This is a genomic window from Microcoleus sp. FACHB-672, assembly GCF_014695725.1.
GTDB lineage: Bacteria > Cyanobacteriota > Cyanobacteriia > Cyanobacteriales > Oscillatoriaceae > FACHB-68.
In genome coordinates, this window is the sequence record NZ_JACJOU010000019.1 from 267,005 (window position 1) to 293,623 (window position 26,619).

Genomic DNA, 26,619 nt, shown 5'->3' on the forward strand with positions numbered 1-26,619 from the left:
GCGGCTTGCTAAAGGTTTAGTTTCTCGCGCTCATTGTGTAGATTGGGGAGAACTTCTTGAATTAAAAGATCAAGGTTAATGTAAAAAACTACTTTACCTTCAGGCGTGTTAATTAGGTTTTGGATGGCTGCGGCGAGATTGCCTTGTCGGTATAATTCCGGAATTTCACTAAATTGGTCTTTCGGTACTTCCAAAATAGCCGGCATTTCCGGAATTGGAATTCCCAGCCGTTCGCCATGATAAAGGGTACAGACGATGAGATAGTGACGTTCTCGCTCATCATGACTGCTAATAAATAGCGTTGATAAATCAATAATTGTAATCGTTTCATTGTGGTCTCGCACCAACCGGCAGCCGGTTTGGAGTGTCCCGTGAGCGGTAAATTCCTTAAGAACACGCTGAACCCGCTCAATCGGAATCGCATAATATTCGCTTCCCAATTGAAAAATAATAAGTTTCTGAGCTGTTATTCGAGAGCGTTCATCGTGTCTAGTGCGAAACCGGCGGCTGTACTTAGGACTATTCATTGTTATTTATAAATAAGTAGAAAAACACTGAAAATTACAATTGAAAAGCAGTCTTACCTAAACCCATCAAACCATCATCTATGCCTAACGGCACGCTGCGCTATCATCTGTGTTTATCTGCGTGCATCTGCGGTTTAAAAAAACAAATCTTTGTAATCACTCAAAGCCTTAAAACTTAACATAACCGGCAATTAATTGAGCGATCACTTCTAATAAATGTGGCTCACTGTAAGGTTTAGTAAAATAATGAGAAGCTCCTAATTCCAGAGCCATTTGCCGGTGTTTTGCCCCACTGCGAGAAGTGAGCATCGCCACAGGAATGGCGGCAAACTTGGGATCAGACTTAATCTCACGCAACAGTTCAAATCCATCCATTCGCGGCATTTCAATATCAGCAATCACTAAAGAAAAATCCACATTTGTCTGCAATTTTTCTAAAGCATCTTGACCATCTTTTGCCTGAACCACCCGATAGCGTGCGCGTGTTAAAGCAAGTCCCAGGAGTTGGCGGATAGCGTAAGAATCATCCACCACTAAAATTTGCGGATGTGACTTAGAAGGCAGCAACACCGGCACCGTCGTTGCCTGTCTAGCATGGCCGGCTGTCGGTCGCTTATCGGGAACCGCAACGGCTGTGGCATTTCTCGTCTGAAATTGACTGACTAAATCATCCACATCAAGAATCGTTACCACCCGACCATCTCCCAAAATCGTACAGCCAACCACCCCATGAGGCTTAGACAAGGGGGCCGGCAAGGGTTTGACGACGATTTCCTGCTGACCCACGATGCGCTCAACAGCCGTTGCTAAAATCCCTTCACTAGATGCTAAAACCAATACAGGGATGTAATCTTGAGCGATGGGATCGGGAGAAGGGCCATCCGGATGAAGAATGCTGTAGTGAATCAACTCCTGTAAACGCACCAAGCGAACAAATTCATCCCGCCAACGCACCATCGGTTGAGTGCCGGCCCTATGGACTTGATGGGCTTGAAGGTGCAAAATCTCTTCCACCGCATCCAAAGGCACCGCAACGGTATTACGATCCGTTTTCACCAGCAACGCCTCAGTGATGGAAAGCATTAGCGGTAGCTTCAAAATAAAACTGGTGCCTTTCCCCGGACGGGAGTCCACTTTCACCGTTCCCCGCACCTGCCGCAGATTGGTGCGAACCACGTCCAAACCTACGCCTCGACCGGAAAGATCCTGCACTTTATCCACTGTGCTAAACCCAGGCCAAAAGAGAAATTCATAGAGTTCAGCCGTGGAAAGCTCTTGCGCTTGTTCCACCGTCATAAACTCTTTTGCCACAATTTGCCGGCGAATCGCTTCCGGATCAATGCCTTTGCCGTCATCCGTGACCGTAATAATCGTTTGACCGCCTTGATGACGCGCTTCAATTTCAATTTGGCCACTCACCGATTTCCCGATAGCTTTGCGAACCTCCGGCGGTTCAATTCCGTGATCAAAAGCGTTCCGCACCAGATGCACTAAAGGATCACGCAAAGCATCAAGCAAGCTTTCATCAATTTTCGTATCGCGTCCCAACAGCAGCAAATTGACTTCTTTATTGTAGGCTTGGCACAAATCTCGCAACGCTCTAGGCACATGATCCACGGCCCGACTGAACGCCACCACCCGCAGTTGCATCACTCGTGAGCGCAGTTGGTCGGTAATGCGACGTAAATGATCGGTACTGCGCTCAAATTTGCTGGCTAACTCATCAATTTTACTAGCTGACTGGGAGATTGCTTGAGTGGTTTCTATCACTTCTTGAGCTGTGGAGTGGAATTCTGTATATTCATCCATCTCCAAACTATCGAATACCGAATTAAGGATTGATAAGGCAGATTTTTTCAAACCTATTTCTTCATTTTTAATTCTCCACTCTCCATCTCCTATACTCATGCGATCATACTCTTCACGCAGTTGACCGCCATAGTGATTTAAATCTAAAATTTTCCGGCGAATTCGCTTGACTTCTGAGCGCAACTGTGATTCTTGAAGTTCTAAATTTGTTCGATTAATCACCAATTCACCGACCAAATTTACCAGCTCAGTCAGACGTTCCAAATCAATCCGAATAGTGGGCCGCTGTACGGTCGTTGAAGAGATAGGATTAGGTGCTGGGGCTTGAGGTTGCGGAATGACAACGGTTTCTTCTACAGGAATAATTTTTTCTTCAGTTTTTAGCTCTTCGGTTTCTGGGATCTGGGGGGAAACTAAATCTTCCTCAACCTTTACTTCTGTAATGACTGCCGGCACATTAATCGCCTGCCCAGAACATATTTGTTCGCGGGCAGCTTGCAAATTTTGTGCAACCGCCCATCCTGAAGATTTCAACTGTTCTAAACTGAGATTAGGAGCATCAATTAAGGGGCGCAAGCGGTCAGCAATTTCGCCAAATTCAGGCAGTTGCAGCATCCCTGATAGCCCAGAAAGCTGATAATAAATTTCATTAATAACAACTAATGTTTTCTCTAATGTCTCTGTTTTAGCTTGAGAAATTTCTGATTCTAAACGATTGATAATCGGTGGAACTTCATTTTCAAAGATGGCTTTAAGCAGGCCGGCACCGGCAGCATTCTTAGAAACCGAGACAGGAGGAGGCGTTTTTTTACCAAATTCAGTTTCTAACTGCTCTTTAATCTGAGCAATTGCCTTAAAATCTTCCTCAATATTGCTGTCTCCTGATGCGGATTTGTTAGCAATCTTTTTAAGGTGATCAACTCCCTCCAGCAAGGCAGTAATCGTTGTTTGATTTAGGTTGGAGATATTGGTGCCATCACGCACAATGGCGAAACAATCTTCCAGTACATGAGCCGCCTTGGCAAGTTCTTCAAAGCCAAACATTAAAGCCGATCCTTTAATGGAATGGGCGGCGCGAAACATTTCTTTGACCAGTTGCGAGCGAACGTCACCGGCGCTGCTGCTTTCCATTGCTAATAAATTTGTCTCTAGCAATTGGAGAAATTCCTGTGCTTCTGCAAAAAATGCACCAATTAGCTGATGAAAATCTTCAGAGTTCATAAGATTTTATTTGTCATTTGTCTTTTGTCTTGTAATTGCGAGGGCTAACTGATTGCAAAAATATTAGCGATTTTGCCATCAGTTTAATCACTAACTGCGAAAATTTGCCACAGAACTTTGGAGTTTAGTAACGGTAACGGCTAAGCCATCCAGGGAAGTGCGAACTTCCATCGATTTTGCTGCAGTCGTGGAGGAAATAATGTTGACTTGCTGCATACTGCCGGCAATTTCTTCTGCAAAAGTGACTTGCTTGGTAGCAGCGCGGGTGATGTTTTGCACAAGGGCGTTAATTTGCCGGCTCACTTCGATGATGGCAATTAAATAAGTTTTAGCTTCTGTTGCTAATTGCGTGCCGGCAACGACTTCTTGAGTGCCGGCTTCCATCGCCTGCATCACCCGTCCAATTTCACTGCGAATCTGCTCAACGATCTCGGAAATTTCTTCAGTGGCACTGCCAGAACGTTCGGCAAGTTTTCTTACTTCTTCAGCAACAACGGCGAAACCTTGTCCCTGTTCGCCGGCACGTGCGGCTTCAATGGTTGCATTCAAAGCCAGTAGGTTCGTTTGGGCGGCAATTTGGGAAATAGAGGTAACAATTTTCCCGATTTGTTGTGAAGATTCGCCCAAGCGTTTCATCATTTTAGAAGTTTGGGCGATAGTTTGGCGGAGGGTATTAATTCCTTCAACCGCCCGATCAACCGCAACGCCGCCGGCACCGGCTGTTTCTGATGCCTGCTGGGCAACTTGTTCCGTGCGGTTGGAAACATCACAAACATCTTTAATCGAGTTCACCATGCGTTCAATTTGTTTGAGTGCTCCCTCAATTTGCTGCGCCTGCATCCGAGCTTGCGTGGCTAATTCATCCGTGTTGCTAATCGATTCACTCGTAGCAGAACGAACTTGATTTGCCACATCTTGAATGCCGATAACAACTTTTCTCAGAGAACTGATCAGAAAATTAAAAGAATCCGCAATCGCTCCCAAGCTATCATTATTCACTTCAGCTCTGACCGTTAAATCTCCTTTAGCAGCTCCTTTCACTTCATTTAACAGTTTTAGCGCTTGTTGTGTGAGAGAATCGGCTTCGGCTTTGCGCTCTGTAGCGAGTTTTTCTAGTTGTTCCTCAGCGAATTGACGCTCGGTAATATCGAAACGAATGCTAATATATCTAACGATCTTGCCGAAGGGATCAAAGATCGGCGCAATTGTCGTATCTACCCAGTACACTGAGCCATCTTTGCGCTTATTTTTGATTTCTGCTTTCCAAACTCTGCCACGAGAGATCGTCGTCCACATCTCTTTAAAAAACGCGATGGAGTGATAGCCAGAGTTAAGAATTCGATGGTTTTGCCCAATCAGTTCTTCCCGATTGTATCCAGAAATTTCACAAAACTTGTCATTGGCAAATGTAATCGTTCCTTTTGCATCGGTTTCACTGACAATGGCTGCCTCATCCAGGGCATTTTGGCGGTTTTTCAGCTCTTGCAACAATCGTTCCTGCTCGCCAGCCAACTGTTGCAGGCGTTCTTGGGCCTTCTTGGCCGACGTTATATCATAGAAAACAACAACGCCACCTTTCGCCACACCTGTTTCATCTTTGAGGGGGCTGCCGTTGACTCTCGCCCAAAGACCTTCTGGCGCACCGGCATGACGGATAAACACTTCGCAATTGTCAACAACTTCTCCCCGGATCGCTCTTGCTAGGGGTAAATCAGCATCTGGGTAACGCGTAACTCCATCGGCTAAATACACACCATATTGCTCTGACCATTGGTTCGGGGTAATATCATCGGCCATGCTGCCCCCCAAAATCTTTTCTGCGGCGGGGTTGAATACCAAAAACTTGCCATTTTGATCAGCAACCAAAACGCCATCCCCCATGCTGTTGAGGACAGACTGCAAGATTTGAGTTTGCTGCCGCAGATCCGTCTCGGAACGCGCTAATTCAGCGGCTGTTTGCTGCAATTCGGTTTCTGCTTGTTTGCGTTCGGTGATGTCATCGTGGACACCAACCCACTCTCGAACTCTGCCGTCATGCTCTAGGATTGGCACAGCCCGAACGCTCATATATCTGTATAGACCGTCGTGCCGGCGCACCCGCTGCTCTACTTCATAAACGCTGCGTTTAGTCAAGGCAGCAGACCACTCTTGTGATGTGTGGGGACGATCATCAGGGTGAATAGCGCTCAGCCACCCCCATCCTTTCTGTTCGTTATAAGTTTGGCCGGTGAAAGCAGTCCACTCAGTCTGCTCTGTGATAAATTCACCTTCGGCACTGGTAGACCAAACGATTTGAGAGGTTGCGGCGATTAAAGAGCGATAGCGTTCTTCCTTCTGACGCAGGGCGTCTTCTGCCTGTTTGCTGTCGGTAATATCGCGGGCAATAGCATACAGCAATTGATGTTCGACAGAAGCACCTGTCGTCCAAGACAACCATCGATAGGAGCCATCTTTGCAACGGTAGCGATTTTGAAAAGATAGGCTGTTACTACTGGCAGATAATTTTTCAGCTTCAGCAACGGTTGCTGCATGGTCATCAGGATGGACAAACTCTAGAAAAGGTCGGTCTATCAGTTCCTCTGTGGTATAACCCAATGTCTTTGTCCAACTGGGGTTAAGCCGCTTGAAGTTGCCATCAAAGCCGGCGATGCACAGCAAATCTAGGGAAAGGGTAAAGAAGCGGTCGCGTTCTTCGGTAGAACGGTTTAATTCATTGCTTCGTTCGCTGATACGCGCTTCGAGTTCCTCATTGAGCTTGCGTAGATCCGCTTCAGCCTGCTGGCGTTGATTATCCAGAAATCCCAAGGATCTGGCATTCCACCAAATCAGGCCGGCAAAAACGACGAGATTCAGGATCGCCAGCAAGGAGATAGATACTTCGGTGTCGTAAGACTTGGCGCGATAGCCACTTAAAATCATCCAACCCAAAATCGGTGGAACTGCAATCACTGCCGGCGACAGTTGCCGCGCCATCAATCCGCCGGCATTATTCGCGGTGCCAACGACCATTAATCCCCGATCTGGACGGGCAAATAGGATGCCTAAGCTCAGCAAGATAAAGCCTACAGCGGCGTGCAAGGCCATTTGGGTATAGGAACCAACGCCATACAGGGTTTTGACGTGATAAACGTAACCCAACAACCCCAACAATGCCACCAACAAGCCGATCAGGCTTAGAATTTGCATGGACTGGTAGTAGGCATAGGGTCCGACCAATAGCAGCAACGCCCCTCCCAAGATGACAAAATTGAAGGCTGTATTCGGTGCCATTCGGCCTGGGGCAGAGGTGCCAAAGGTGTCGGTTGAAGCCTTAAATAGAAGTTCGTCAATGCCAAAGTTTCGCCCCAAGCCATACTGGAGCAAGGTTAGCAAACCGATGCCGAGAACAGTGCCGGCTAAAATTTGCCCCCACAGACGCTTAGACTGGTCGGTTGGATGCCGGTGCCATAGCCACAACGCTGTGCCACTCAAAATAAAGCACGCTGCTGCGTTTGCTTTCATCGTGACTAACCCAGGCACTACAGTTTTGAGGGTGGGGATGTTTAACATCCAACCCACAATGACCATACTGCCAATGACAATAACAGCAACACTGGCTTTTCGAGAAAAGGCTTGCAGTGAAGGAATAAGGTTTTGGGTCTGTGTTTCCTGACTTTGCGGATATATCTGTTCCATTTTCTCGCCTCCTTAATGAGTGTTTCTTTAGAGTTTTTAACGCTTTGCCGGCATAAAATCTTAGAAACTGAAGATTTTGTAAACTTATCTAAATTGCCAAATGTTTTAACTGATAACTTAGTTACAAAATGTTTAGGTTAGAGAACACTAAGTTATCTAACGCTTCCCCTTTAACTTTTTAAGGTAAAGAGGTTGTTGCGAGGAATCCACCCTGACTTACACCGCCTTAGCGCTCTAGCCTAGACTTCACACCGTTCACGTTATATTGGCTGTTTTTTAACACAAAAACAATAAATTATCCACTTTTTTTAAAAATAATTTTTTAATTTTGTAATGATATTGTACCCGCTAGCTCGCCTCCTTGATTAAGCTATGCAAGGGAGGGGATATTGATGCCGGCTCATAGCGACTCCTAACACTTGATTCAAAGCCAGCTTTTCTGCGAAGCAATAAGGCAGAGCTTGATCGCTATTAAAAACTCTCATAACTGACTTTAATATTTTTAATGAAGTCACAATAAATTCAATTTTATTTAGTTTATATTTTGGCATTTCTGTCTATTAACATTTGATTTTTATTGAAATGATGGCTAAAAAAGAAATGGTTTTTATTGAGTGACGCTACAGCATAAAATCGTAAACTTAGCCGCTACCCACTCTTAATTTTCTCAAAATTATTGGCGGGAACATCCCCTTTTTGTAAAGTTGTCATGCCGGCATCTTGCCCGCTTATCGTCATCTGTGGGAGCATCTTGCTGCCACTCTAATATTTTGGAAAATGCCAGATGCACCTATTATTGGCAAATTCATCAGCAACTTTTAAAGATGAAGCACGACAGCTTACCAGCGATCAGATTGTGCGATCGCTTCAACATCCAAAATCATCACTAACCGTCCCTCAGAGTCATAAAGACCTTTAAGCAGCGGAGCGAGTTCTTCGCTCACTTCTACTGCTGAAACAATTTCCTCTGTATTCAGCGACAACACCCCTTCTACCTGAGAAACGGCTAATCCCATCCGCATCACTCTTAAGCTTACATCTTGAGGTTCTGGGGCTTCTATGACTAAGATTCGGCTATGAGAATGTTGGGTGTCCACAGGTTCGGCTCCTATCAGGCGACCAAAATCTCCCACTGCCAAGATTTCACCCCGCAAGTTGGTTAATCCTAAGACAAAGGGGAGGGCGTTAGGAATCGGTGAAATCGACTGATCATTCAGGCAAAGCACTTCTCGAACGGTGATTAGCTCAACAGCGAAAAGACTTCCTTCTTGCCCAAAAAGCAGGAACTGCTGTGTAGGGGCAGTGTGGTGAAAACCTGCAGATCCGTTTGGATAAGAGCCGGCAGAAACAGATACATTCATACCGCTTTTAAATTTGCCGCTTTAAATTTTTTCTGATTGCTTGGTTTTGGGTTTCCCATCTTTCGCTCTTCTCACGCCAGACGCCGCACAATGTTAAGCAATTGTTGGGGGTCAAAGGGTTTACCGAGATAGGCATCCGCTCCCAGATCCGTCCCCCAAGTTTGGTCAAGCTCAGTGTTTTTTTGAGTGCAAAACACCACCGGCAAATTTTTCGTTGCTTCATTTTCTCGCAGCTCTCGGATTACTTCAAATCCATTCATCCGAGGCATCACAACGTCTAAAATTACCAAATCCGGTGGAGTTTTTCGGATACTAGCAATCGCTTCCGCTCCATCACCGGCACGAATAACACTCATTCCCGCTTCTTGTAAAATACGGCAAATTAGCTCCAATTCACTTGGAACATCGTCTACGACTAAAACTTTTAACATGGTTCGCTCCTTATTTACCTACTCTCGGTTACAAAGTTTCTACAACCAGAAAAGAGTTATTTTTAGATAACTTCTGCGTTTAGAAAAATTACTATCTGCAATTTTATGAAGTTCATTTCAATATTTTTTTGATTTTTAACCTTCCGCTCTCGCGCAAATTTGTCAAAATCAAAAGGTTAATTGTGAGCAAACATTGAAAAGTTGCTTTTTTATTTTACAATCAAATGAAACCTACCCAGAAAATATTTATATTAAACTTATAAATGCACTTGTTTATAAAAAATATGTGCTGGCAAAGCGAACACAGAACCAGCTCACTAGCGTTTTCCTACTTAGAGCAAGCTCGAAGCGATTCAAAGTCGCTTGAATTAGACATGAAGTGTATTTTAGAAAGTTGGTTTCACATCAGGCGGCACCAAAGCTTCCGTAAATTTTTTAACCACTTGACACAGTTGCTCTGCGTCAAAGGGCTTAGTTAAATACTCTGTCGCGCCGGCAAGACGTCCTTGTACTTTGTCAAACATTCCATCTCGTGCAGTCAACATAATGATCGGCAACTTGTGAAATTGAGGTAAATTCCGCACTGTGCGACAAAGTTCCAAACCATCAATCCCCGGCATGGAAACATCCAGCAACAAAACTGATATTGGCTCGTGGTAAATCAAAGACAGCGCATCCACTGCATTATCTGCCACTAAAACCCGATAATCCTCTTCCAACGCACGTTTGACTAGATTGTGCATCACCGCACTATCATCCACAGCCATAATGGTTGGTTTCGAGTTCCTACTTGTAGACGGCATACATTTCTCTCCTGAGTGTGGATCTATGGGAACCTACCTGAGACGGTTCGGGTAAACGATTGAGGCTGCTGTATTCGCCGGCTTCTTATTTAGGTTTAAGCGCTATACCGCAAGCGATTGCCTCATCTGTTAATATCCGAGTCTATTTTCCTCACCCTCTGCTGTAGACATTTTTATAGTGCCCAATTTTTGGTTAAGGTCACTATTACTTAATGGTTTGTCACTATTAAAGGCATCAGAGCGCTCGTGCCTTGAGCCGGCAGCCCCTAACACAACAACCCACTACTCATTTTAACGATTAAGTTTTCTATCCTTCTGTTTTTAGGATATTTCTCATATTTGTAGAGGTTTGCAACACAGTTGAGGTCAATCCTCCCCTCAAAAGTAATGAGCTGCTTTTTGTACGCTTCCCCTAAAACCTGCAAACCCGAAAACACCAGCAAAGGATGTCAACATTACTCCAAGCCCGCCTCCCAAAAGACGTTCACAGGAAATGTTGACACCCTTTTCTCTCGCCGGCAAGTTAGCGCAGATCGGGCGCTTAATATCTTGCAAGCTCATCCTGAAATTAGTCGGCTCACAGAATTATCTGTAGCACTACCGTCAGTCTTGTCAGTGGTAAAGCAAAAATAGAATGGGGAATAAGGCTGCCTAACAGCCTTCTCTTCGCGAACTTGGGCGTTTCAACGCTGGGATCAATTGAGGGATAAAAATCCCTTTAGCGCGACTAAGCGAGGATAGACTATGACCGAGAGGCCACCCGCAAACGCACCGCCGAGGCCAACAAACCCTCAAACAGCGCCACCCCATCTGTGCCTCCCACCATTGGATCAGATGCCCGCTCTGGATGGGGCATCATTCCGAGCACATTTCCCTTATGATTGCAAATCCCCGCAATATTATTTAAAGAACCATTGCTATTGCCGGCCTTGCTCACCTCACCGCCTGCCGTGCAATAACGGAACAAGATTTGGCCATTATCCTCCAACTGAGCCAGGGTGTCCGCATCAGCATAATACCGGCCCTCACCGTGAGCGATCGGCAACTCAATCACCTCACCCACCGCATAAGCAGATGTCCAAGGGGTGCCGGTGCGCTCTACCTTAACCGGCACCCGATCACAAATAAAATGCAAATCCTGATTCCGAGTCAGCGCCCCTGGCAAAAGTCCTGCCTCCGTCAGCACTTGGAAACCATTGCAAATTCCCAGGACAAACTTACCCTCAGATGCGTGTTTCACAACCTCCCGCATCACCGGCGAAAAGCGAGCGATTGCCCCACACCGCAAATAATCCCCGTAGCTGAAGCCGCCAGGAATCACCACCACATCGATATCAGAAAGATCCGTCTCTTCATGCCAGATCGTGCGCGTCGGTTGCCCAAGAATGCCTTGAGTCACCCAAACCACATCGCGATCACAATTTGAACCCGGAAAAACAACAACCCCAAATTTCATAACCTAATCCGGCTAATGATTACCTGACTTTCCCTATTCCTGAAGGCGTGAGCGAGAAATGCCCCTCACTGTGAAAACCAGAAACTTAAACACTCGTTTCCGCCGGCACCTCGCTCTCAGTTAACTCAAACCGATAATTTTCAATCACCGGATTGGCTAATAACTGATCGCAAATTTGCTCCAACTGCTGGCGTGCCTCATCCTCGTCGGCACACGAGAGCGTCAGCTCAACATACTTACCAATGCGGACTCGCCCCACATTGTCATATCCTAAATGCTTTAAGCCAGACTGCACAGCCACACCAGCCGGGTCTAAGACCGAAGGGCGAAGAGTAACATAGATTTGAGCGTGATAGGTTTGAGTCACAATAAAGCCCTAAATTTTATAGACAAAGCCGATGTCACCATTTCCCTATTTTAAAACCGAGAGCCGTTCAGTTTTATCAATTTTTTTGTGGGTGTTGGCCGGGGCGAATTTACCAAACCCAGCCATACTTGTCAACCCCCTGAGTTAGCCTAGAAAAAGCCACACATTTGACCAGAACAGATAAAGCACCCATTATCATGAAAGCCCCTCGCACCCGCAGTCAGGAACGCATTCTGAACCTGCTCAAGAGCTTAAAACAAGCTGTTTCAGCTCAAGATATTTATGTAGAGCTACGCAACCGCAGCCAAGGCGTGGGGCTAGCCACCGTTTATCGTGCCTTAGAATCCTTAAAACTTGAAGGGGTTGTTCAGGTGCGAACCTTAGCCAACGGCGAATCCCTCTACGGCTGCATGCAGCAAGATCAACACCACCTCACCTGTTTGCAGTGCGGGACATCCATTCCGATTGACGAATGCCCCGTTCATCAGCTCGAAACCCAGCTGCAACAGTCCCACCAGTTCAAAGTTTTTTACCATACCTTAGAATTTTTTGGGCTGTGCGATCAATGTCAGCCGGTTCAAGCCACCGCTTCAGAATTTTGAGGGACTAGGGGCTAAGGAAAAAGGGAACTAGGGAAAAGGGGAAGAATCGTTGGGCATTCTCTATTATTTATTCCCCATGCCCCTAATCCCTCGTTTCTACTTGCTCTCCCATGATCGAGCGAATCCCTTCAAACGTTGCTGGGATACTGCGCGGGTCCATAAACATCACCTTGCTGCTGTTGCTGCTGCCAATCTTAACCCCCATATCTATATAATTCTGAGCGAGTAAGAATTGCAGCGCTTCATCAGTCGTGGGGTCATTTTTAAGGGTTTTAGCAATAATTTGCAGCGCCTCAGATGTGGCTTGCGCCTTCAGCACTTGCTGCTGGCGTTCTGCTTGGGCTTTGAGTATAATCGCCTGCTGCTGAGCTTCTGCATCGAGAACCGCCGCCTTTTTGCGGGCTTGTGCGTCGAGTTCTAGCGCCTCCGCCTTACCTCTAGCGCTGTTTACCGCAGATTCTCGCTCTCCTTCAGACGTCAGAATTGCCGCCCGTTTGCGTCGATCTGCTGACATTTGCAATTCCATCGATTCCTGCACGGTTTTGGAAGGGATAATATCGCGCAGTTCTACCCGCGTCACCTTCACTCCCCAAGGATCAGTGGCAATATCTAAATCCCGCAGCAACAATTCATTGATTTGCGAACGGGCGGTAAAAGTTTGATCGAGTTCGAGTTGCCCCATCTCTGCACGAATTTGAGTCAATACCAAATTCACCATTGCTGACTGAAGATTTTCCACTTTGTAGTAGGCTTTCTCCAAATCCATGATCCGCCAGTAAACGACTGCATCAACCGTGATGGAAACGTTGTCACGGGTAATACACTGTTGCGGTGGGATGTCTAAGACTTTTTCTCGAATTGTTTGCTGGTAAACGATCCGATCCAAAAATGGAGTAATAAAATTAAGACCGGGTTCCAGTTTTTTACCGTTATATTTACCCAAGGTTTCTACCAAGGCTGCATTACCTTGATTGATAATTTTGACCGAGCCGGCAAGTGCAGAACCACCGAGAGCCAAAAATACCATAAGAAATAGCTGTTCCATTTTGAACCTCTTGCATTTGAATTTTGAAACAGGTTACGCCTAGGAATTTAGGAGGTTATGTCGCATCACAGTTAGCGGGTTTCCTGACCGAAAAATTCCCATAGCAGTAGATACAACTTGAATGAGTGTGATTTAGGAATGCAGCAGATGTTCTGGCACTACAATCAGGGTGTTGCCTTCACGCCTGACTACCAGAACTTTTTGGTTCGGCGCAATTGCCATCTGGTAATCCTCACACCGGGCACGCCAAGAATTTCCTTCATAAATCACTCGACCGGCCTGTCCAGGTAAAATCTCTGTCAGAGTTTCCGCTTCCTTCGCATCCTCAATCGTCGGCACCTTGCGGTTGGGCAGCAGCCGTCTGGACAGAACAGTTAGAACCAGAGAAAGTACCATCCATAGCCCGATCTGCAAGCTCATATTCAACCCAGTCAAGGAGACAAGCGCGACGGCAAAGGCGCTCAGTCCCATTGTAAATTCCACAAAGGCGGTGGGCAAAAATAGCTCCATCAAGCAAAGAACCGCCCCTGCCACTAACCAGAGTATTGTTGAGGTCAATAACATAGATAAAACCGCTGGAGGTGATGCTGTTGCTGCCACCTGTGGAATTAACCAAATCACACTCAAACCCATTGACAGACCGGCCTCCCCACAGTGGGTAATGATCAAGGCTGATTTGACGGGGCCGGCTTGATTGCAATGGCCAAGGGTTATCGCTCGCCCATTAATGCCGGCAATTTTTAATTAAGCTAGGTGATTGAAAATTTAGAGGTAGCTTTTTCAGTCTATGCTAGCTTTCAGTGATTCGCTATCTTGATCAACTTAACTTAAAAGTGTTTCTGTAGAAACTTCTGGGACGCATGAGCAGTTCAGAGCCGGCCATTTACTGTATTAATCCCGCTTGCGCGAATCCCCACAATTCCCTTGGGGGTCAAGTCTGTGCGAGTTGCCAAACGCCTCTGGTATATCGCTATCTTTGGGCTGTTGGCCCAGAAGCAGCGCAGATTGCCACCGGCCAAGTCATTCACAACCGCTACTCGGTGGTTGCACCGCAAATCTGGCTGGACACTCAGCCGGCAGCCTCACCCGATGTTCCCCAAGATTTGCCGGCGGCAATTCTCCCTTACCTGCATTTATATCCTCACCGGCTCCATGTTCCGGAGGTGTACGGGTTTGCCGAAGTTGGGGAGGGATCAGAGGCAACTCAGATTCTCTTGCTGGAAAATGTGCCGGTTGATCCAGTGGGAAACTTGTATCCTTCTGTGGTAGAAGCGTGGCCGGCTGCATCGGCGGTGCGCCAGGTTTACTGGCTGTGGCAAATTCTGCAACTTTGGACGCCTCTATCAGAACAGGGGGTGGCAGCGAGTCTGCTGGCTACAGATAACATTCGGGTTGAAGGTTGGCGGGTGTGGCTGCAGGAACTTTATCTCGATGACACCGGCACCGGCAAAACGAAGTCGCTGTCTAAGATGCGCTTAAAAGATTTGGGATACTATTGGTTGAGTTGGATTTCTGGAGCACAGCCGCAAGTTGCAGACCAACTTAAAGAGATTTGCGAGATGCTGCGGCGCGGTCAGGCCACGCTGGAAGATATCTTAGCCCAACTTAATCAGCTATTGCTAGAACAAGCAGCAGAGTTACCCTTACGTGTGCGGGTTGCCGGCGCTACAGATACCGGCCCCATCCGTGAACACAATGAAGATACCTGCTATCCCACAACAGCAGATGTAAAAGCACGAAACATTTCCTCCAATAACCAGTTAATTCCTCATTTTTTCGTGGTTTGTGATGGAGTTGGGGGTCATGAAGGGGGAGAAGTTGCCAGCCAGTTGGCGGTACATTCCCTGAAAGCGCTAGTACAGACTTTACTTGCAGATACGGCTGAAGCAGCAGATATCACGTCTCCCGATGTGGTGATGCAGCAACTCGAAGAAAGCATTCGGGTGATCAATAATACGATTGCCGCTCAGAATGACGCTCAGGGTCGCTCATCTCGGCAGCGCATGGGAACAACGCTGGTAATGGCTTTGCAGCTACCTCAAAAAATCAGGGCAGCAAGTGGGGTAGAGTTTGGCAATGCTCATGAGCTTTATATTGCTCATGTGGGAGATAGCCGCGCCTATTGGATCACCGGCGATTATTGTCAGCGACTGACTGTAGATGATGATGTATCGGTTCGGGAAGTTCGCTTGGGACGTTGTCTGTATCGGGAGGCGCTAGAGCGATCGGATGCCGGTGCGCTGACTCAAGCGCTGGGAACGCGGGATGCTGAGTTTCTGCGTCCGAACATCCGGCGGTTTATTGTTGAAGAAGATGGCTTGCTGCTGCTTTGTTCGGATGGCTTGAGTGATAATGACTGGGTGGAGCTAGCTTGGGCGAATTACGCGCCGGCAGTGCTTAAGGGTGAAATGCCTCTTGAGGCGGCAGTCCAGGCTTTGATTGATCTGGCGAATGATAAGAATGGTCATGATAATACATCGGTGGTTCTGGCTCACTGCCGGTTCTCTCCTGAACCGTTGGTACTTTTTGAGACGGTGCAAATCCCGACTTTAAACAAGCCGGTGGAGTCTGAACTTTCAGAGGCTTCTAAAGCGCTTCTTTATGATGAACCGGCAGCCGGTGAGCAAACTGTGTCAGTTCAAGCACAACCCCCGAAGCGTCAAAAAAGTTTGGTGAGTGTTGTAGTGCTGTTAGGCGTATTATTGGGAATCGGAGTTGTGGGGTTGTTTGCTTGGTCGCAACTTGATCGTCCGGGTTTTGATCGGCTGCGCGATGGACTTTTCCCTCCGGCGCAATCTCAATAAACTTTCTTGGGGCTGTTGAGATTTTTGTTTAAAAAACCACAAATAATTAAATATCGTGCCGGCAGATATAGACACAGATAGCGTTTACAATTGAAATATAAACTGTGATTTGCCTTCTAAAGAGGTCGCTTTAAACATCTCAACTAAAAAAAAAATATAAAGCACTTAGAAACGCTAGAAAATTAATATTTTATTTAAAATAAATTAACTGCTTATCTATAGCAATCCTATTTGAATTGTCAAAAATTGTATTGCGAACACCTTAAAAGCGACCTAAAGCGTAGGCAAACGAACTCAGAAAATCTCACGAATACTTTAGCCTTGCTATATATTTATTTCATCTAAAAATATCCTTTTTTATTTTTCAACTTTCTTAATTTGTAAATAGCTTAAATGCGTTTAAAGCATCTCATTTCTTTCAATTTGCAGTGCGTTCGCATAGCGTGTGCGTCAGCACAAACATCTTGCCCGTTTGCTGCCATCTGTACCAGTAAGATGCTCTAATATTTTTGTCACATCAGGGAGCAAGATACTCCCACTACAAATATTTTTACGAATGTAGGACGTTTTTATTTTATTAAAATTTACTTAAATACGGAACAGCTTGTAAATCTATAGTTACAGCCTCGCCATCATCACTAATAGAGAAATTCTGTCATACAAAGTGTGAATAACCCAACATTGCCGGCTCATAACCCAGGAACCTTGCACTCTGATGCAAATGTACCACCACAGCCGGCCTCGCACCCAAAAAAACCTCACTACATACCAAAAAAGCTTGACTTTTTAAGTAAATTATGTGTATTTGAAGAAACCCCCTAAAATGAGAAACCCTTGTGTCGGCAACACTTATTTAGTCATCCATATTGGATATAAAGAGAATAAGGTCATTTAATAATCCCCCAGAACCTAAGGGCACGGCCAGGGCACTTGCGCCCTCACAGCCGGCCCAGAAGTCCTAATATTTAAAAAGTCACCCTTGACATTTCGCCCAAAATCTCTCAAGTTGACTCTCTAGCCAAGCTGCTATCCAAAGAAGGTGCCATGTCAACCCTAGTTATCGTCGAATCTCCCACAAAAGCACGCACCATCCGTAATTACCTGCCTTCCACCTATCGCGTGGAAGCGTCAATGGGTCATGTGCGCGATCTCCCGTCGTCTGCCGAAGAAATTCCCGAAGCTGTCAAGGGAGAAAAATGGGCGCAGCTTGGGGTGAATGTGGAGTCCGACTTTGAACCCTTGTACGTTGTCCCCAAAGACAAAAAGAAAATAGTCAAGCAGCTCAAAGATGCACTGAAAGATGCGGATGAACTGATTTTGGCCACAGACGAAGACCGGGAAGGGGAAAGCATTAGCTGGCATTTGCTGCAATTGCTAAAACCAAAAGTGCCCACAAAGCGGATGGTATTTCACGAAATCACACAAGAGGCGATCCGCGAAGCCTTGAAAAACTGCCGCAACATTGATGAGCAGTTGGTACGCGCCCAAGAAACGCGGCGAATTTTAGACCGGCTTGTGGGATACACCCTTTCTCCCTTACTGTGGAAAAAAATTGCCTCAGGTTTGTCAGCAGGGCGAGTTCAGTCGGTTGCTGTGCGGCTTTTGGTGCAGCGGGAACGTCAGCGTCGCGCCTTCCGCCAAGGTAGCTACTGGGATCTCAAAGCGACTCTGACCCACGAAAAAACGCCTTTTGATGCCAAACTGGTCATGTTAGCCGGCACGAAGTTAGCCACCGGCAGCGATTTCGATGAAGCCACAGGTCAAATTATTGCCGGTCGGCGGGTGGTTTTGCTCAACGAAGCTGAGGCGAGAGCATTACAGGATAGATTATTCGGCAAAACCTGGACAGTTTCTAACTTAGAAGAACGCCCCGTTACCCGCAAGCCGGCCCCTCCGTTTACCACATCAACCCTGCAACAAGAAGCGAACCGCAAACTGCGGATGTCTGCCCGTGATACGATGCGAACCGCTCAAAGTCTGTACGAGCAAGGGTATATTACCTATATGCGAACCGACTCGGTGCATTTATCCGACCAGGCAATCACGGCGGCACGTAGTTGCGTCGAGCAAATGTATGGGAAGCAGTATCTCAGTCCGCAACCCCGGCAATATACGACGAAAAGCAAAGGTGCACAAGAAGCACACGAAGCCATTCGTCCTGCCGGCAGCAGTTTCCGTACCCCGCAACAAACTGGCTTAGCCGGTCGAGAACTGCAACTGTATGATCTGATTTGGAAACGCACCGTCGCCTCCCAAATGGCAGACTCGCGCCAAACTCATATCACCGTAGAAATGCAAGTCGAAGATGCCGGCTTTCGTTCTAGTGGCAAGCGCATCGACTTCCCCGGTTTCTTACGGGCTTATGTGGAAGGTTCCGACGATCCCGACGCCGCTATTGAAGATCAAGAAGTGATTCTGCCGGCCCTCAAAGTTGGAGATCGCCCCAAATGCCGCGATCTTGAAGCAATCGGTCACGAAACCCAGCCGCCGGCACGTTTCACGGAAGCTTCTTTGGTAAAAACCCTGGAAAGTGAAGGCATCGGGCGTCCCAGCACCTACGCCAGCATTATTGGCACCATTATTGATCGCGGCTATTCCCAACTCGTCAGCAACGCCCTCATTCCTACCTTCACAGCGTTTGCAGTCACCAGCTTGCTGGAAAAACACTTTCCCGAATTGGTAGACACCCGCTTTACCTCCCGCATGGAACAAACCTTGGATGACATATCCACCGGCGAAGCGAAATGGCTGCCCTACTTGCACGAATTCTTCCTGGGCCAAAAAGGTTTAGAAACCCAAGTCAAAGAACGGGAAAACCAGATCGACCCTAGTGAAGCGCGGACGGTGGAACTGGAGAACTTAGCGGCTAAAGTTCGGATCGGGCGTTTTGGCCCTTACATTGAAGTAGAAAATGGCAATGGGCCGGTGACTGCCTCAATCCCCAAAGATTTGACACCGGCAGACTTAGATCCGGAGAAGGTAGAGGGGCTGCTGCGCCAGAAAACAGAAGGCCCGGACGAAGTAGGCCGGCACCCCTTAACAGGTGAATTGATTTATCTCAAAATCGGCACTTACGGCCCTTATGTCGAACTGGGTGAAGTTTCTGAGGAAAACAAGAAACCTAAACGCGCCTCTTTGCCTAAAGGCGTGAAGCCTGAAGATGTGACACTAGAAATGGCGGTGGGGCTGCTTTCCCTGCCGCGCACCTTGGGAACCCATCCAGAAACCGGCGGGAAAATCCAAGCAAGTCTGGGGCGTTTTGGCCCGTATGTGGTACATGACCAAGGCAAGGAAGGGAAAGATTATCGTTCCCTGAAAGCCGGTGATGATGTCTTGACAATTGAAGTTAAACGTGCATTGGAGCTACTGTTAGAGCCGAAGAAGGGCGGGCGCGGCACCCGGAGCAAGACTAAGGCAGCTTTGCGAGAACTCGGCCAGCACCCAGCGGATGGGGAGCCGGTGAACGTCTACGATGGGCCGTATGGGCCGTATGTGAAGCACGGGAAAACCAATGCTTCTGTACCCGAAGACCAATCTGTTGATAATTTGACGCTAGCAGAGGCGGTGGAACTGTTGGCGGCCAAGGCTTCATCTGGCAAGAGTTCGTCTAAATCGAGTGGCTCAAAATCAAGTAGCGCGACCAAAACAAAGGCTGCCGGTCAGAAGTCAACAACCCGCAAAACAACTCGTAAAAAGGCTTAGATGCCAAATGGTTAATTGCTCAGTGTTGATCACACTGAGCGATTGGCTATTAGCTATTTGCCTTCACCAATGCCTTACGTTTGCGCTTGAACTGGGAGCCGGCACCCAAGGCTCCAAAGGCTAGCAACCCAAACGCGACAGAAGGTTCAGGGACGTGTTCTGATTGATGGCAAGGCATATCGCAGGGCATCGCGATCTCGTCAGGACACGGTTCTGTCCCATCCCCGTGATATGCCATGTGGCCCCAAGGGTTGTACATATAACCTGTCTGACTGTGTTCGATTGTGTTGTCTGACAAATCGGACGGAGCGCTGGCCATCATAAACAGAGATGAATCTGTAGGAGTAGCCGTTGCGGTAACTCCCGGCAAGCCGGGCATTAAATCTCTCAAATCATTGGCGATGGGAATGTTTCCTGTGTTCCAGGGGAACATCGGGTCAAGCAGGTTGTGTCCGTAAGGCTGACCGCTGGAGGGATAAAAACTGTTTCCCCAGCGTCCGTTTAGCTGCCATTGTCCCCAAAGGCGATCCACATTAGCATGAACCAGGAAGAACATCGGATCGTTGGGAGAATTTTGAAGGTTCATAGAACCTCCAATCCAATTGTGCATACTGTTATGTAACCCGGTGCCGGTTTCTATGCGGGATCGAAAAGCGTTGTAGCTAGTCTGGGCAAGTGCACCATTTACCTGAGTTTGCGTGCCCAAAGTTGTCCAATCGCGCAGACTGCGTGTGAGTTCTCGCGGGGTGCCAGTCGATAGTCCTGTCCACGCGCCCCTGTTTGTAGTATTGCTCAAGTCTCTTCTTAACAGCCAGCCATTGGCACGGGAGAAAGGCCCAGACTGAACTGTTCCGCCTCCGACACCCCCAGCCCCGCCATTGGGACCCATAAAGTTATTTTGAAAAATAATGTTTCGTGTGGCGGTTTGATTTGTCCAATCCCAGTAGGGAAGTGTCACACTGGAATCTACTGTTTGTAAGGCTCTTTCAAATTCATCTAAAAACTGCCGGTGCCACGGCAGAAAGGCTGCATTGCCATGAGCGCCATTCACTAATGTGGTGCCATTTGGAGCGAGACGGCCTGTCATATCCATTGTTGCTAAATGGGTGGCCACAAATTGGTCATACTCGCTAATACGAACGCCGTTCGGGGTGGTGACAAATCTTTGAGTTTTTAAGGCGACGACGGCATTGACGAACCTATCTATCTCAGTGCGGGTCATCGTCGCGGCATTTCTTCTAACCTGCAAAGGTCCACTGGTATTGCCAGAGTTGGGCATGGTGTCATATCTGTAGCCCAGACGCGTGAAATCTATAACGCTCGCCGCTGTCGCATTGCTTGTAGAAAAAGTATAGGCTTGAGCCGGATTCGCACAGAAAGCGACAATCGTGCCGGCGATTAAGCCGATGCCGGTGAAAGCACGTTTGAGATCCATAAGATTCCCCCAATAAAAAGCGCAAAATTAATATAGGCATATTTAAAATGCCATTGGCGCTATGCGAAGATTGCTTAGCTAGCGCCTAGGCGATAAGTTCCAATACCCTGCTTTGTGCAGTGATGCGAGTAGTTTGGCTTCAGTTCACGCAAAGCAGAGCCGGCTGAGAATTACAACAAATTTCTTCTCAACAGGATTAGCAACTATTTTTAGTTGGTTATATTGACAAGCTTGACATGAGTCTTTTCTTCGAGTTTTCACGAGCGGAAAGAATCTCGAACCCCGACTCTCTAAGAGCTTGACCTTTTATGTTATCTATGCAACTAATCATAAACTTATTTGGTGCTATTTTGTTGCCAAAATGGCAGTTTTTTTTGGGTAAAACAAAGCCTCAGAAAATCTCTCAGATGGGGAGGGTCATCAGATCGTTGCCGACTCATCAAAACATAATTTTTTGTACCGCCGTGAGCCGGCATAGAAGCGAGCGAACTGTAGATTCAACTGCCCGAAAGACACTGTAGAGGCGAGATGGCGCAGTTATTGAAGAGTACATGAATGCTCAAATCATTCAAAACTACTTATTTTTTTAATGTTTGTTTTATCCTTCTGAAATCTCTGGAAGCTTGTAGAAGTTTAACAGAGGCGGTATGGCCGGCAACCAACTAACTGATTCAGTGAGTTAGGCTCAAGTTAGCCGGCAGTTATTTTAAGCCTTTTGTGGTTGTTTACCCTTACGCAAGCGACCGGCACCCAATGCCCCAAATGCCAATAGACCAAATATAGAAGCCGGTTCGGGAACGTGTTCTGATTGATGGCAGGGCATATCACAGGGCATATTTATTTCGTCAGGACACGGCTCATCCCCATGATAGGCACTATGGCCCCAAGGATTGTACATATTGCCGGTAGTATCTGAGAATAAGTCTTCCGGGGCGCTAGCCATCAGGAACGATGAGAAATTAGAATTGGGTGGACTAACACCTGGTAAACCCGGGATTAAGGCCGCTAAGTCAGCGGCAACCCTTGATTGACCTCCATCCCAAGGCCACATTGGCTGGAGCCGGTCGTGTCCGTAAGCCTGGGTACCAATAGCAGCATAAGCCCCTACACCATCCAAACGACCAGTACCCGCAACAGCAGTCTGCCATCTGGCCCAGAGGCGGTCTATGTTGGCATGAAGCATCCAAAACTCTGGAGCGTTGGGAGAAGTCATGGTGTTCATTGAGCCTCCCACCCAGTTGTGCATGGGGTTGTGGATGTTTAACTCGAGCCGAGTGTTTAGAGTAAGATAGCTGGTTGTATTGAGTGCTGTATTTTCCTGGGCAGCGGTGATCATTCCCCGATTCGTTGCAGTTCTTGGGGCGAACACGCCCAAATTGCGTCTGAGTGGTTGTCTGCCGGTGGAGGTTCCCAGCCAAACGTCGCCACTCAAGTCACTTCTCTGAACCCATCCGTTGGCCGCTGTGAAAGGCCCTGTTTGAACCGGCCCACCAGGAGTTCCATTGGGGTTAATCCCATTGCCTCCGAGAAAATTGTTTGTAAAGAGCACGTTTTGAGAGCCATTAATATCCGTCCAATCCCAGTAGGGAATTGTGACAGTCGGATCTACTGTTTGTAGTGCCCTTTCAAATTCATATATAAATGCCCGGTGCCACGGCAAAAAGCCGGCCCTGCCATGTGCTGCATTGACTAAGGGACGCCCATCTGGCCCAGGGCGACCGGCTAAATCCATCGCTCCCAAATGGGTTGCTACAAATTGGTCGTACTCACTGACGACAGCGCCGTTAGCAGCCGTCACTGTTCTTGTTTTTAACGTCTGGATAGCACTAACGAATCTTGATATCTCAGTCGCATTCAAGCTAGCCGCGCTTCTTCTGACCTGTAAACCTGCTGTGCCGCCTGGAACATTTATACCGCTGTATGTGTAACCCAGCGCGCTAAAATCCAGAACGTCATTTGGTCTGTAGTTGCGGCTAAAAGTATATGCTTGCGCTTGTACTGCACCAAACACGATAGCACTGCCTGTTATTAAGCCGAGCCAGCTAGAAGCGCGTTTTAGATTCATGTAATTATCCTTCCAACACAATACAAATTTCAGGGGCTGGATGCTAAACGACATTCGCAATATTCTCGGCTGACCCTGAGCTACAAATATTTAGTGAATTAATCCCGCGTTCTTTAGAGATTTTTGGTTACGCTTATCCCAGGATAAAGCCATCTCGACATATTCACACTCAAAATCTCTGTATTTTCACGGAATCTTTATAAATTTCTGCTAGAAAAAATAACTTGAGCTTTAAAGAGAAGGCTGTAATTTCCCATACGCTTTCTCATTTTTACTTAAAAAGTATTGTTAAAAAAATAATAAATACGGCAAGCAATTTTAAAAAAAGCTAGGATATTATTGTTTTGAGCTTATATTTTTTTAGTAATTTGAGTCCTACTGAATTATTATAAAATTTATTGAGACTCCCAGCTTTTTTTTTATTAAAATCCTTGAACTGCTTACGCATCAACCCATCTCGCTCTGGCTGAATGGCCGTACAGCTTGTTTATTATATTAATTTTAAAACGAACTCTGGATTAATCACGTAAGTACAATAACTGAATTAGTTTATTTTACAAATAAAAATATTTAGGTGTTTGTAGTTATACTTAAGTAGCGAATATTTTCAATAGCTACTAGGTTCAGTGTATTTTAAAAAAATGAATAAATTAATAATAAATAGTTTTCTTAACCGAAGATTATGTAAAGATCTTGTAAAGATAATCACTTGATAACTAAATAGGTATTATGTAAAGCACAAGAAATACAACTACTGAGTGCGACAGAGTGGTTAGATGCATTGATGAATGGTTCCAAAAAGCAGACTTTTATGAACTGATCTTAACCGGCAACCTATAAGCTGAGCATCCCCCTACGGAATTACGCGGAGTGATCGTGAGTGGTGAGCGAGTAACTGAGTGTATCGCTCAAATCCTTGGACTGAATAAGTTTATAGCGCTCCACACTCAGCACTCACCACCAGGAGAAGAAAGTACCTTAGACTTAGGACATTGCCGCTAAATCAGGAAAAACTTCCCGCACCGCCGGATGGACGATCTGGTGGTTTCGCACATTTAGCCCACTTGCCAAAACCGGCTCAGAGTCTAAGGCTTTGATCCCCTGATTTGCCAACTTGAGTACATACGGTAAAGTGCTGTTATTAAGGGCTTGGGTTGCAGTCCACGGAACTGCCCCAGGCATATTCGGTACCCCATAGTGAACAACGCCCTCTTCTACATAGGTGGGATGGGTATGAGAGGTTGGGCGCAATGTTTCCACACACCCCCCCTGATCTACCGCAACATCAATAATCACAGAGCCTGGACGCATTTTTCCGATAAGATTTCGAGATACAAGCACCGGCGCGCGTCGTCCTAATACTAAAACAGCCCCGATCAGCAAGTCAGCATCTGGAACGAGGGACTCAATTTGCAAGGGCTGACTGTAAAGTAGCTGAACTCTAGAGCCAAAGAGGGTTTCGAGATAGGCTAAACGCTCAACGTTGATATCTAAAATCTGAACTTGAGCGCCCATTCCTACAGCCATTCGTGCCGCTTCTGTGCCAACAACACCGGCACCTAAAATCACGACTTTACCGGGCATTACCCCAGGAACTCCGCCTAAGAGAACGCCTCGCCCTCCCTGCTGGCGCTCTAAAAATCTCGATCCAAACTGCACTGCTAACCTGCCGGCGATGATGCTCATCGGCGTAAGTAGAGGCAGTCGTTTATCTGGTAGTTCGACGGTTTCATAAGCGATCGCGCTGACGCCAGAATCAATCAGATGCTCTGTCAAAGTCCGATCAGCAGCTAGGTGCAAATAGGTAAAGAGCAACTGCTCTTTCTGGAGAAACGGGTACTCTGGCGACAGCGGTTCCTTGACTTTAACAACGAGTTCTCTATCCCAAGCGTCTTTGGCGCTGCCAACAATTTTAGCGCCGGCCTGAACATAATCTTCATCCTGCAAGCCGGCACCGGCACCCGCGCCGGTTTCCACAAACACCGAATGACCCTTTTCACACAATACCCGAACGCTGCTCGGACTCAACCCGACACGAAACTCCTGATCCTTCGTTTCCTTAGGAACGCCAATTTCCATCTGCCACCTCTTTATGACCCATGCTTTTAGCTTATGTCTTTGCTGACTTGCGCTGCGAATACTCTCACTGTATGACAGCTGGCTCATGGTTTGCTGCTATCCTATCGAGAGAGTTTGGCCATATTTGAGGTGCCGGCAGTGACGATTAAAATTAGCGGGCGCAATCAGCTCACAGGTAGAGTGACGGATATTCAACTGGGAGATATCATGGCAGAAGTCACAATTCAAGTTGGAGATAACTTGATCGATGCAGTGATCACGCGCCGGTCTGCAGAAAATCTTAAAATTGCCATAGGGGACGAAGTGACAGCCCTGATCAAAGCAACAGAAGTCATGGTCATCAAAGCGGTTGATTAGATTCAGTTCCTCAAAGTCGTGGTTGACGCGATACCAACCATCTTTACAATGGAAGACAATAAATGGTAAAGAATTGTAACTAAGCGACAAAACCATGACTCAACCACAACCCACCACCACACCCAAACTTGAGGAGCCGAAGTTTGGTTTTAATGACTACGCCGAGCGCTTGAACGGTCGAGCTGCGATGATTGGCTTTGCGCTAACCGTAATCATTGAGTATGTCACCGGCCAGGGTTTGCTGGAATGGCTTGGACTTAAGTAAGTTCAACAAGTAACCCTTCCCAAACTGAAACAAGCAGCGCTTGCTGCAAGTCTTTGCACTTAGAAGCTTGCTCGGGAAAGGTTACTTGCTCTATACCAATTGAAGGAATTCAAGTTTTGTCAAGATTTCCTACGCCTTAAGGTGTAAGTTTAAGCTAGAGTATCCTTGAGCTAGAAGCGTTAAAGCGTTGTTAGCACTGTAAGTTTTAAGATCGGAAATAAATAGGAACCAAGCAGACTGTGATGAACGTTGTATGGCCTCGAATTTTGAAGTCAGCCTATCGTAGAGAACCAATTACCAGCTTTATCATTACAGTTGGAGCTGTAGATGCTGTAATTGGGGGGATCGGCTCTCGCGGATCGTTGCTCACCTTCGGACTCACTATGGCCGGCGTTGCCCTCGCTCTGCGTTGGTGGCAATTCCAGCGCAGTCAAGTTGAACAACCAGAACGAGTCCCGGAACTGTACTTGCCGGCAAGCTCATCACGCCCTCAGTTGCCCCAGTTGGCACCGGCTAAGAAACGGCGTCCTCAATAAAAAATGCAGGAGTTTGTCAAGGCGGGTTGAGTGATAATTTTGACTGTGTAATTAGCACGGTGGTTAAACCCGCTCATTG

General features: G+C 46.9%; 20 protein-coding genes. 7 read left to right on the forward strand and 13 right to left on the reverse strand.

The features are described 5' to 3' along the window. Positions 1–8 precede the first annotated feature (8 nt). The 6 genes from H6F56_RS14700 to H6F56_RS14725 form a co-directional block, all read right to left on the reverse strand. Complete coding sequence (locus H6F56_RS14700) at positions 9–527, reverse strand: chemotaxis protein CheW (protein ID WP_190669417.1); 519 nt, start codon at positions 525–527, stop codon at positions 9–11. Between the two features lie 168 nt (positions 528–695). After that, positions 696–3,557, reverse strand: coding sequence for a hybrid sensor histidine kinase/response regulator (locus H6F56_RS14705; protein ID WP_190669419.1), 2,862 nt, complete (start codon positions 3,555–3,557; stop codon positions 696–698). Positions 3,558–3,647: 90 nt separating this feature from the next. Then, entirely contained in the window at positions 3,648–7,232 is a 3,585-nt protein-coding gene (locus H6F56_RS14710) for a PAS domain S-box protein (protein WP_190669421.1), read from the reverse strand. 839 nt (positions 7,233–8,071) lie between these two features. Next, entirely contained in the window at positions 8,072–8,593 is a 522-nt protein-coding gene (locus H6F56_RS14715) for a chemotaxis protein CheW (RefSeq protein WP_190669423.1), read from the reverse strand. Positions 8,594–8,664: 71 nt separating this feature from the next. Then, positions 8,665–9,024 (reverse strand): response regulator transcription factor, encoded by a 360-nt coding sequence (locus tag H6F56_RS14720; RefSeq protein WP_190669425.1) that lies wholly within the window; start codon positions 9,022–9,024, stop codon positions 8,665–8,667. A 386-nt stretch (positions 9,025–9,410) separates the two neighbouring features. Then, complete coding sequence (locus tag H6F56_RS14725) at positions 9,411–9,827, reverse strand: response regulator (protein ID WP_190669427.1); 417 nt, start codon at positions 9,825–9,827, stop codon at positions 9,411–9,413. A gap of 387 nt (positions 9,828–10,214) precedes the next feature. On the opposite strand from H6F56_RS14725, the gene H6F56_RS14730 reads away from it, so the two are divergent. Next, entirely contained in the window at positions 10,215–10,460 is a 246-nt protein-coding gene (locus tag H6F56_RS14730) for a hypothetical protein (RefSeq protein WP_190669429.1), read from the forward strand. Between the two features lie 109 nt (positions 10,461–10,569). Here H6F56_RS14730 and purQ read toward each other — a convergent pair whose 3' ends face one another. Both purQ and purS read right to left on the reverse strand, forming a co-directional pair. After that, the gene (gene purQ / locus H6F56_RS14735; protein ID WP_190669431.1) at positions 10,570–11,283 is read right to left on the reverse strand and encodes a phosphoribosylformylglycinamidine synthase subunit PurQ; all 714 of its coding nucleotides are present in this window, start codon (positions 11,281–11,283) and stop codon (positions 10,570–10,572) included. 85 nt (positions 11,284–11,368) lie between these two features. Beyond that, entirely contained in the window at positions 11,369–11,650 is a 282-nt protein-coding gene (gene purS, locus H6F56_RS14740; protein WP_190669433.1) for a phosphoribosylformylglycinamidine synthase subunit PurS, read from the reverse strand. 197 nt (positions 11,651–11,847) lie between these two features. Here purS and H6F56_RS14745 point away from each other — a divergent pair, with 197 nt between their 5' ends. After that, entirely contained in the window at positions 11,848–12,252 is a 405-nt protein-coding gene (locus H6F56_RS14745) for a Fur family transcriptional regulator (RefSeq protein WP_190669435.1), read from the forward strand. Positions 12,253–12,334: 82 nt separating this feature from the next. Here H6F56_RS14745 and H6F56_RS14750 read toward each other — a convergent pair whose 3' ends face one another. Together H6F56_RS14750 and H6F56_RS14755 are read right to left on the reverse strand one after the other, a co-directional pair. After that, positions 12,335–13,297: an SPFH domain-containing protein gene (locus tag H6F56_RS14750; RefSeq protein ID WP_190669437.1), complete on the reverse strand. Its 963-nt coding sequence runs from the start codon at positions 13,295–13,297 to the stop codon at positions 12,335–12,337. Positions 13,298–13,429: 132 nt separating this feature from the next. Next, positions 13,430–13,861: an NfeD family protein gene (locus H6F56_RS14755; RefSeq protein ID WP_190669900.1), complete on the reverse strand. Its 432-nt coding sequence runs from the start codon at positions 13,859–13,861 to the stop codon at positions 13,430–13,432. 296 nt (positions 13,862–14,157) lie between these two features. Here H6F56_RS14755 and H6F56_RS14760 point away from each other — a divergent pair, with 296 nt between their 5' ends. Both H6F56_RS14760 and topA read left to right on the forward strand, forming a co-directional pair. Further along, positions 14,158–16,101 carry a protein phosphatase 2C domain-containing protein gene (locus H6F56_RS14760; protein WP_190669439.1) on the forward strand — a complete coding sequence of 648 codons (1,944 nt, stop codon included), beginning with the start codon at positions 14,158–14,160 and terminating at the stop codon, positions 16,099–16,101. Between the two features lie 1,044 nt (positions 16,102–17,145). Further along, positions 17,146–19,803 carry a type I DNA topoisomerase gene (gene topA, locus H6F56_RS14765; RefSeq protein ID WP_190669441.1) on the forward strand — a complete coding sequence of 886 codons (2,658 nt, stop codon included), beginning with the start codon at positions 17,146–17,148 and terminating at the stop codon, positions 19,801–19,803. A gap of 49 nt (positions 19,804–19,852) precedes the next feature. Here topA and H6F56_RS14770 read toward each other — a convergent pair whose 3' ends face one another. The 3 genes from H6F56_RS14770 to ald form a co-directional block, all read right to left on the reverse strand. After that, a complete protein-coding gene (locus H6F56_RS14770; RefSeq protein WP_190669443.1) occupies positions 19,853–21,238 on the reverse strand; it encodes a tyrosinase family protein in 1,386 nt (461 codons plus the stop codon). 706 nt (positions 21,239–21,944) lie between these two features. Then, entirely contained in the window at positions 21,945–23,303 is a 1,359-nt protein-coding gene (locus H6F56_RS14775; RefSeq protein WP_190669445.1) for a tyrosinase family protein, read from the reverse strand. A 984-nt stretch (positions 23,304–24,287) separates the two neighbouring features. After that, on the reverse strand, positions 24,288–25,382 hold the full coding sequence (ald, locus tag H6F56_RS14780) for an alanine dehydrogenase (protein WP_190669902.1): 1,095 nt from the start codon (positions 25,380–25,382) through the stop codon (positions 24,288–24,290). 90 nt (positions 25,383–25,472) lie between these two features. On the opposite strand from ald, the gene H6F56_RS14785 reads away from it, so the two are divergent. The 3 genes from H6F56_RS14785 (at position 25,473) to H6F56_RS14795 (ending at position 26,540) form a co-directional block, all read left to right on the forward strand. Then, on the forward strand, positions 25,473–25,739 hold the full coding sequence (locus H6F56_RS14785) for a TOBE domain-containing protein (RefSeq protein WP_242032012.1): 267 nt from the start codon (positions 25,473–25,475) through the stop codon (positions 25,737–25,739). 94 nt (positions 25,740–25,833) lie between these two features. Next, positions 25,834–26,004 carry a hypothetical protein gene (locus tag H6F56_RS14790; protein ID WP_190669447.1) on the forward strand — a complete coding sequence of 57 codons (171 nt, stop codon included), beginning with the start codon at positions 25,834–25,836 and terminating at the stop codon, positions 26,002–26,004. Positions 26,005–26,246: 242 nt separating this feature from the next. Then, positions 26,247–26,540 carry a hypothetical protein gene (locus H6F56_RS14795; protein ID WP_190669450.1) on the forward strand — a complete coding sequence of 98 codons (294 nt, stop codon included), beginning with the start codon at positions 26,247–26,249 and terminating at the stop codon, positions 26,538–26,540. The last annotated feature ends 79 nt before the right edge of the window (positions 26,541–26,619 follow it).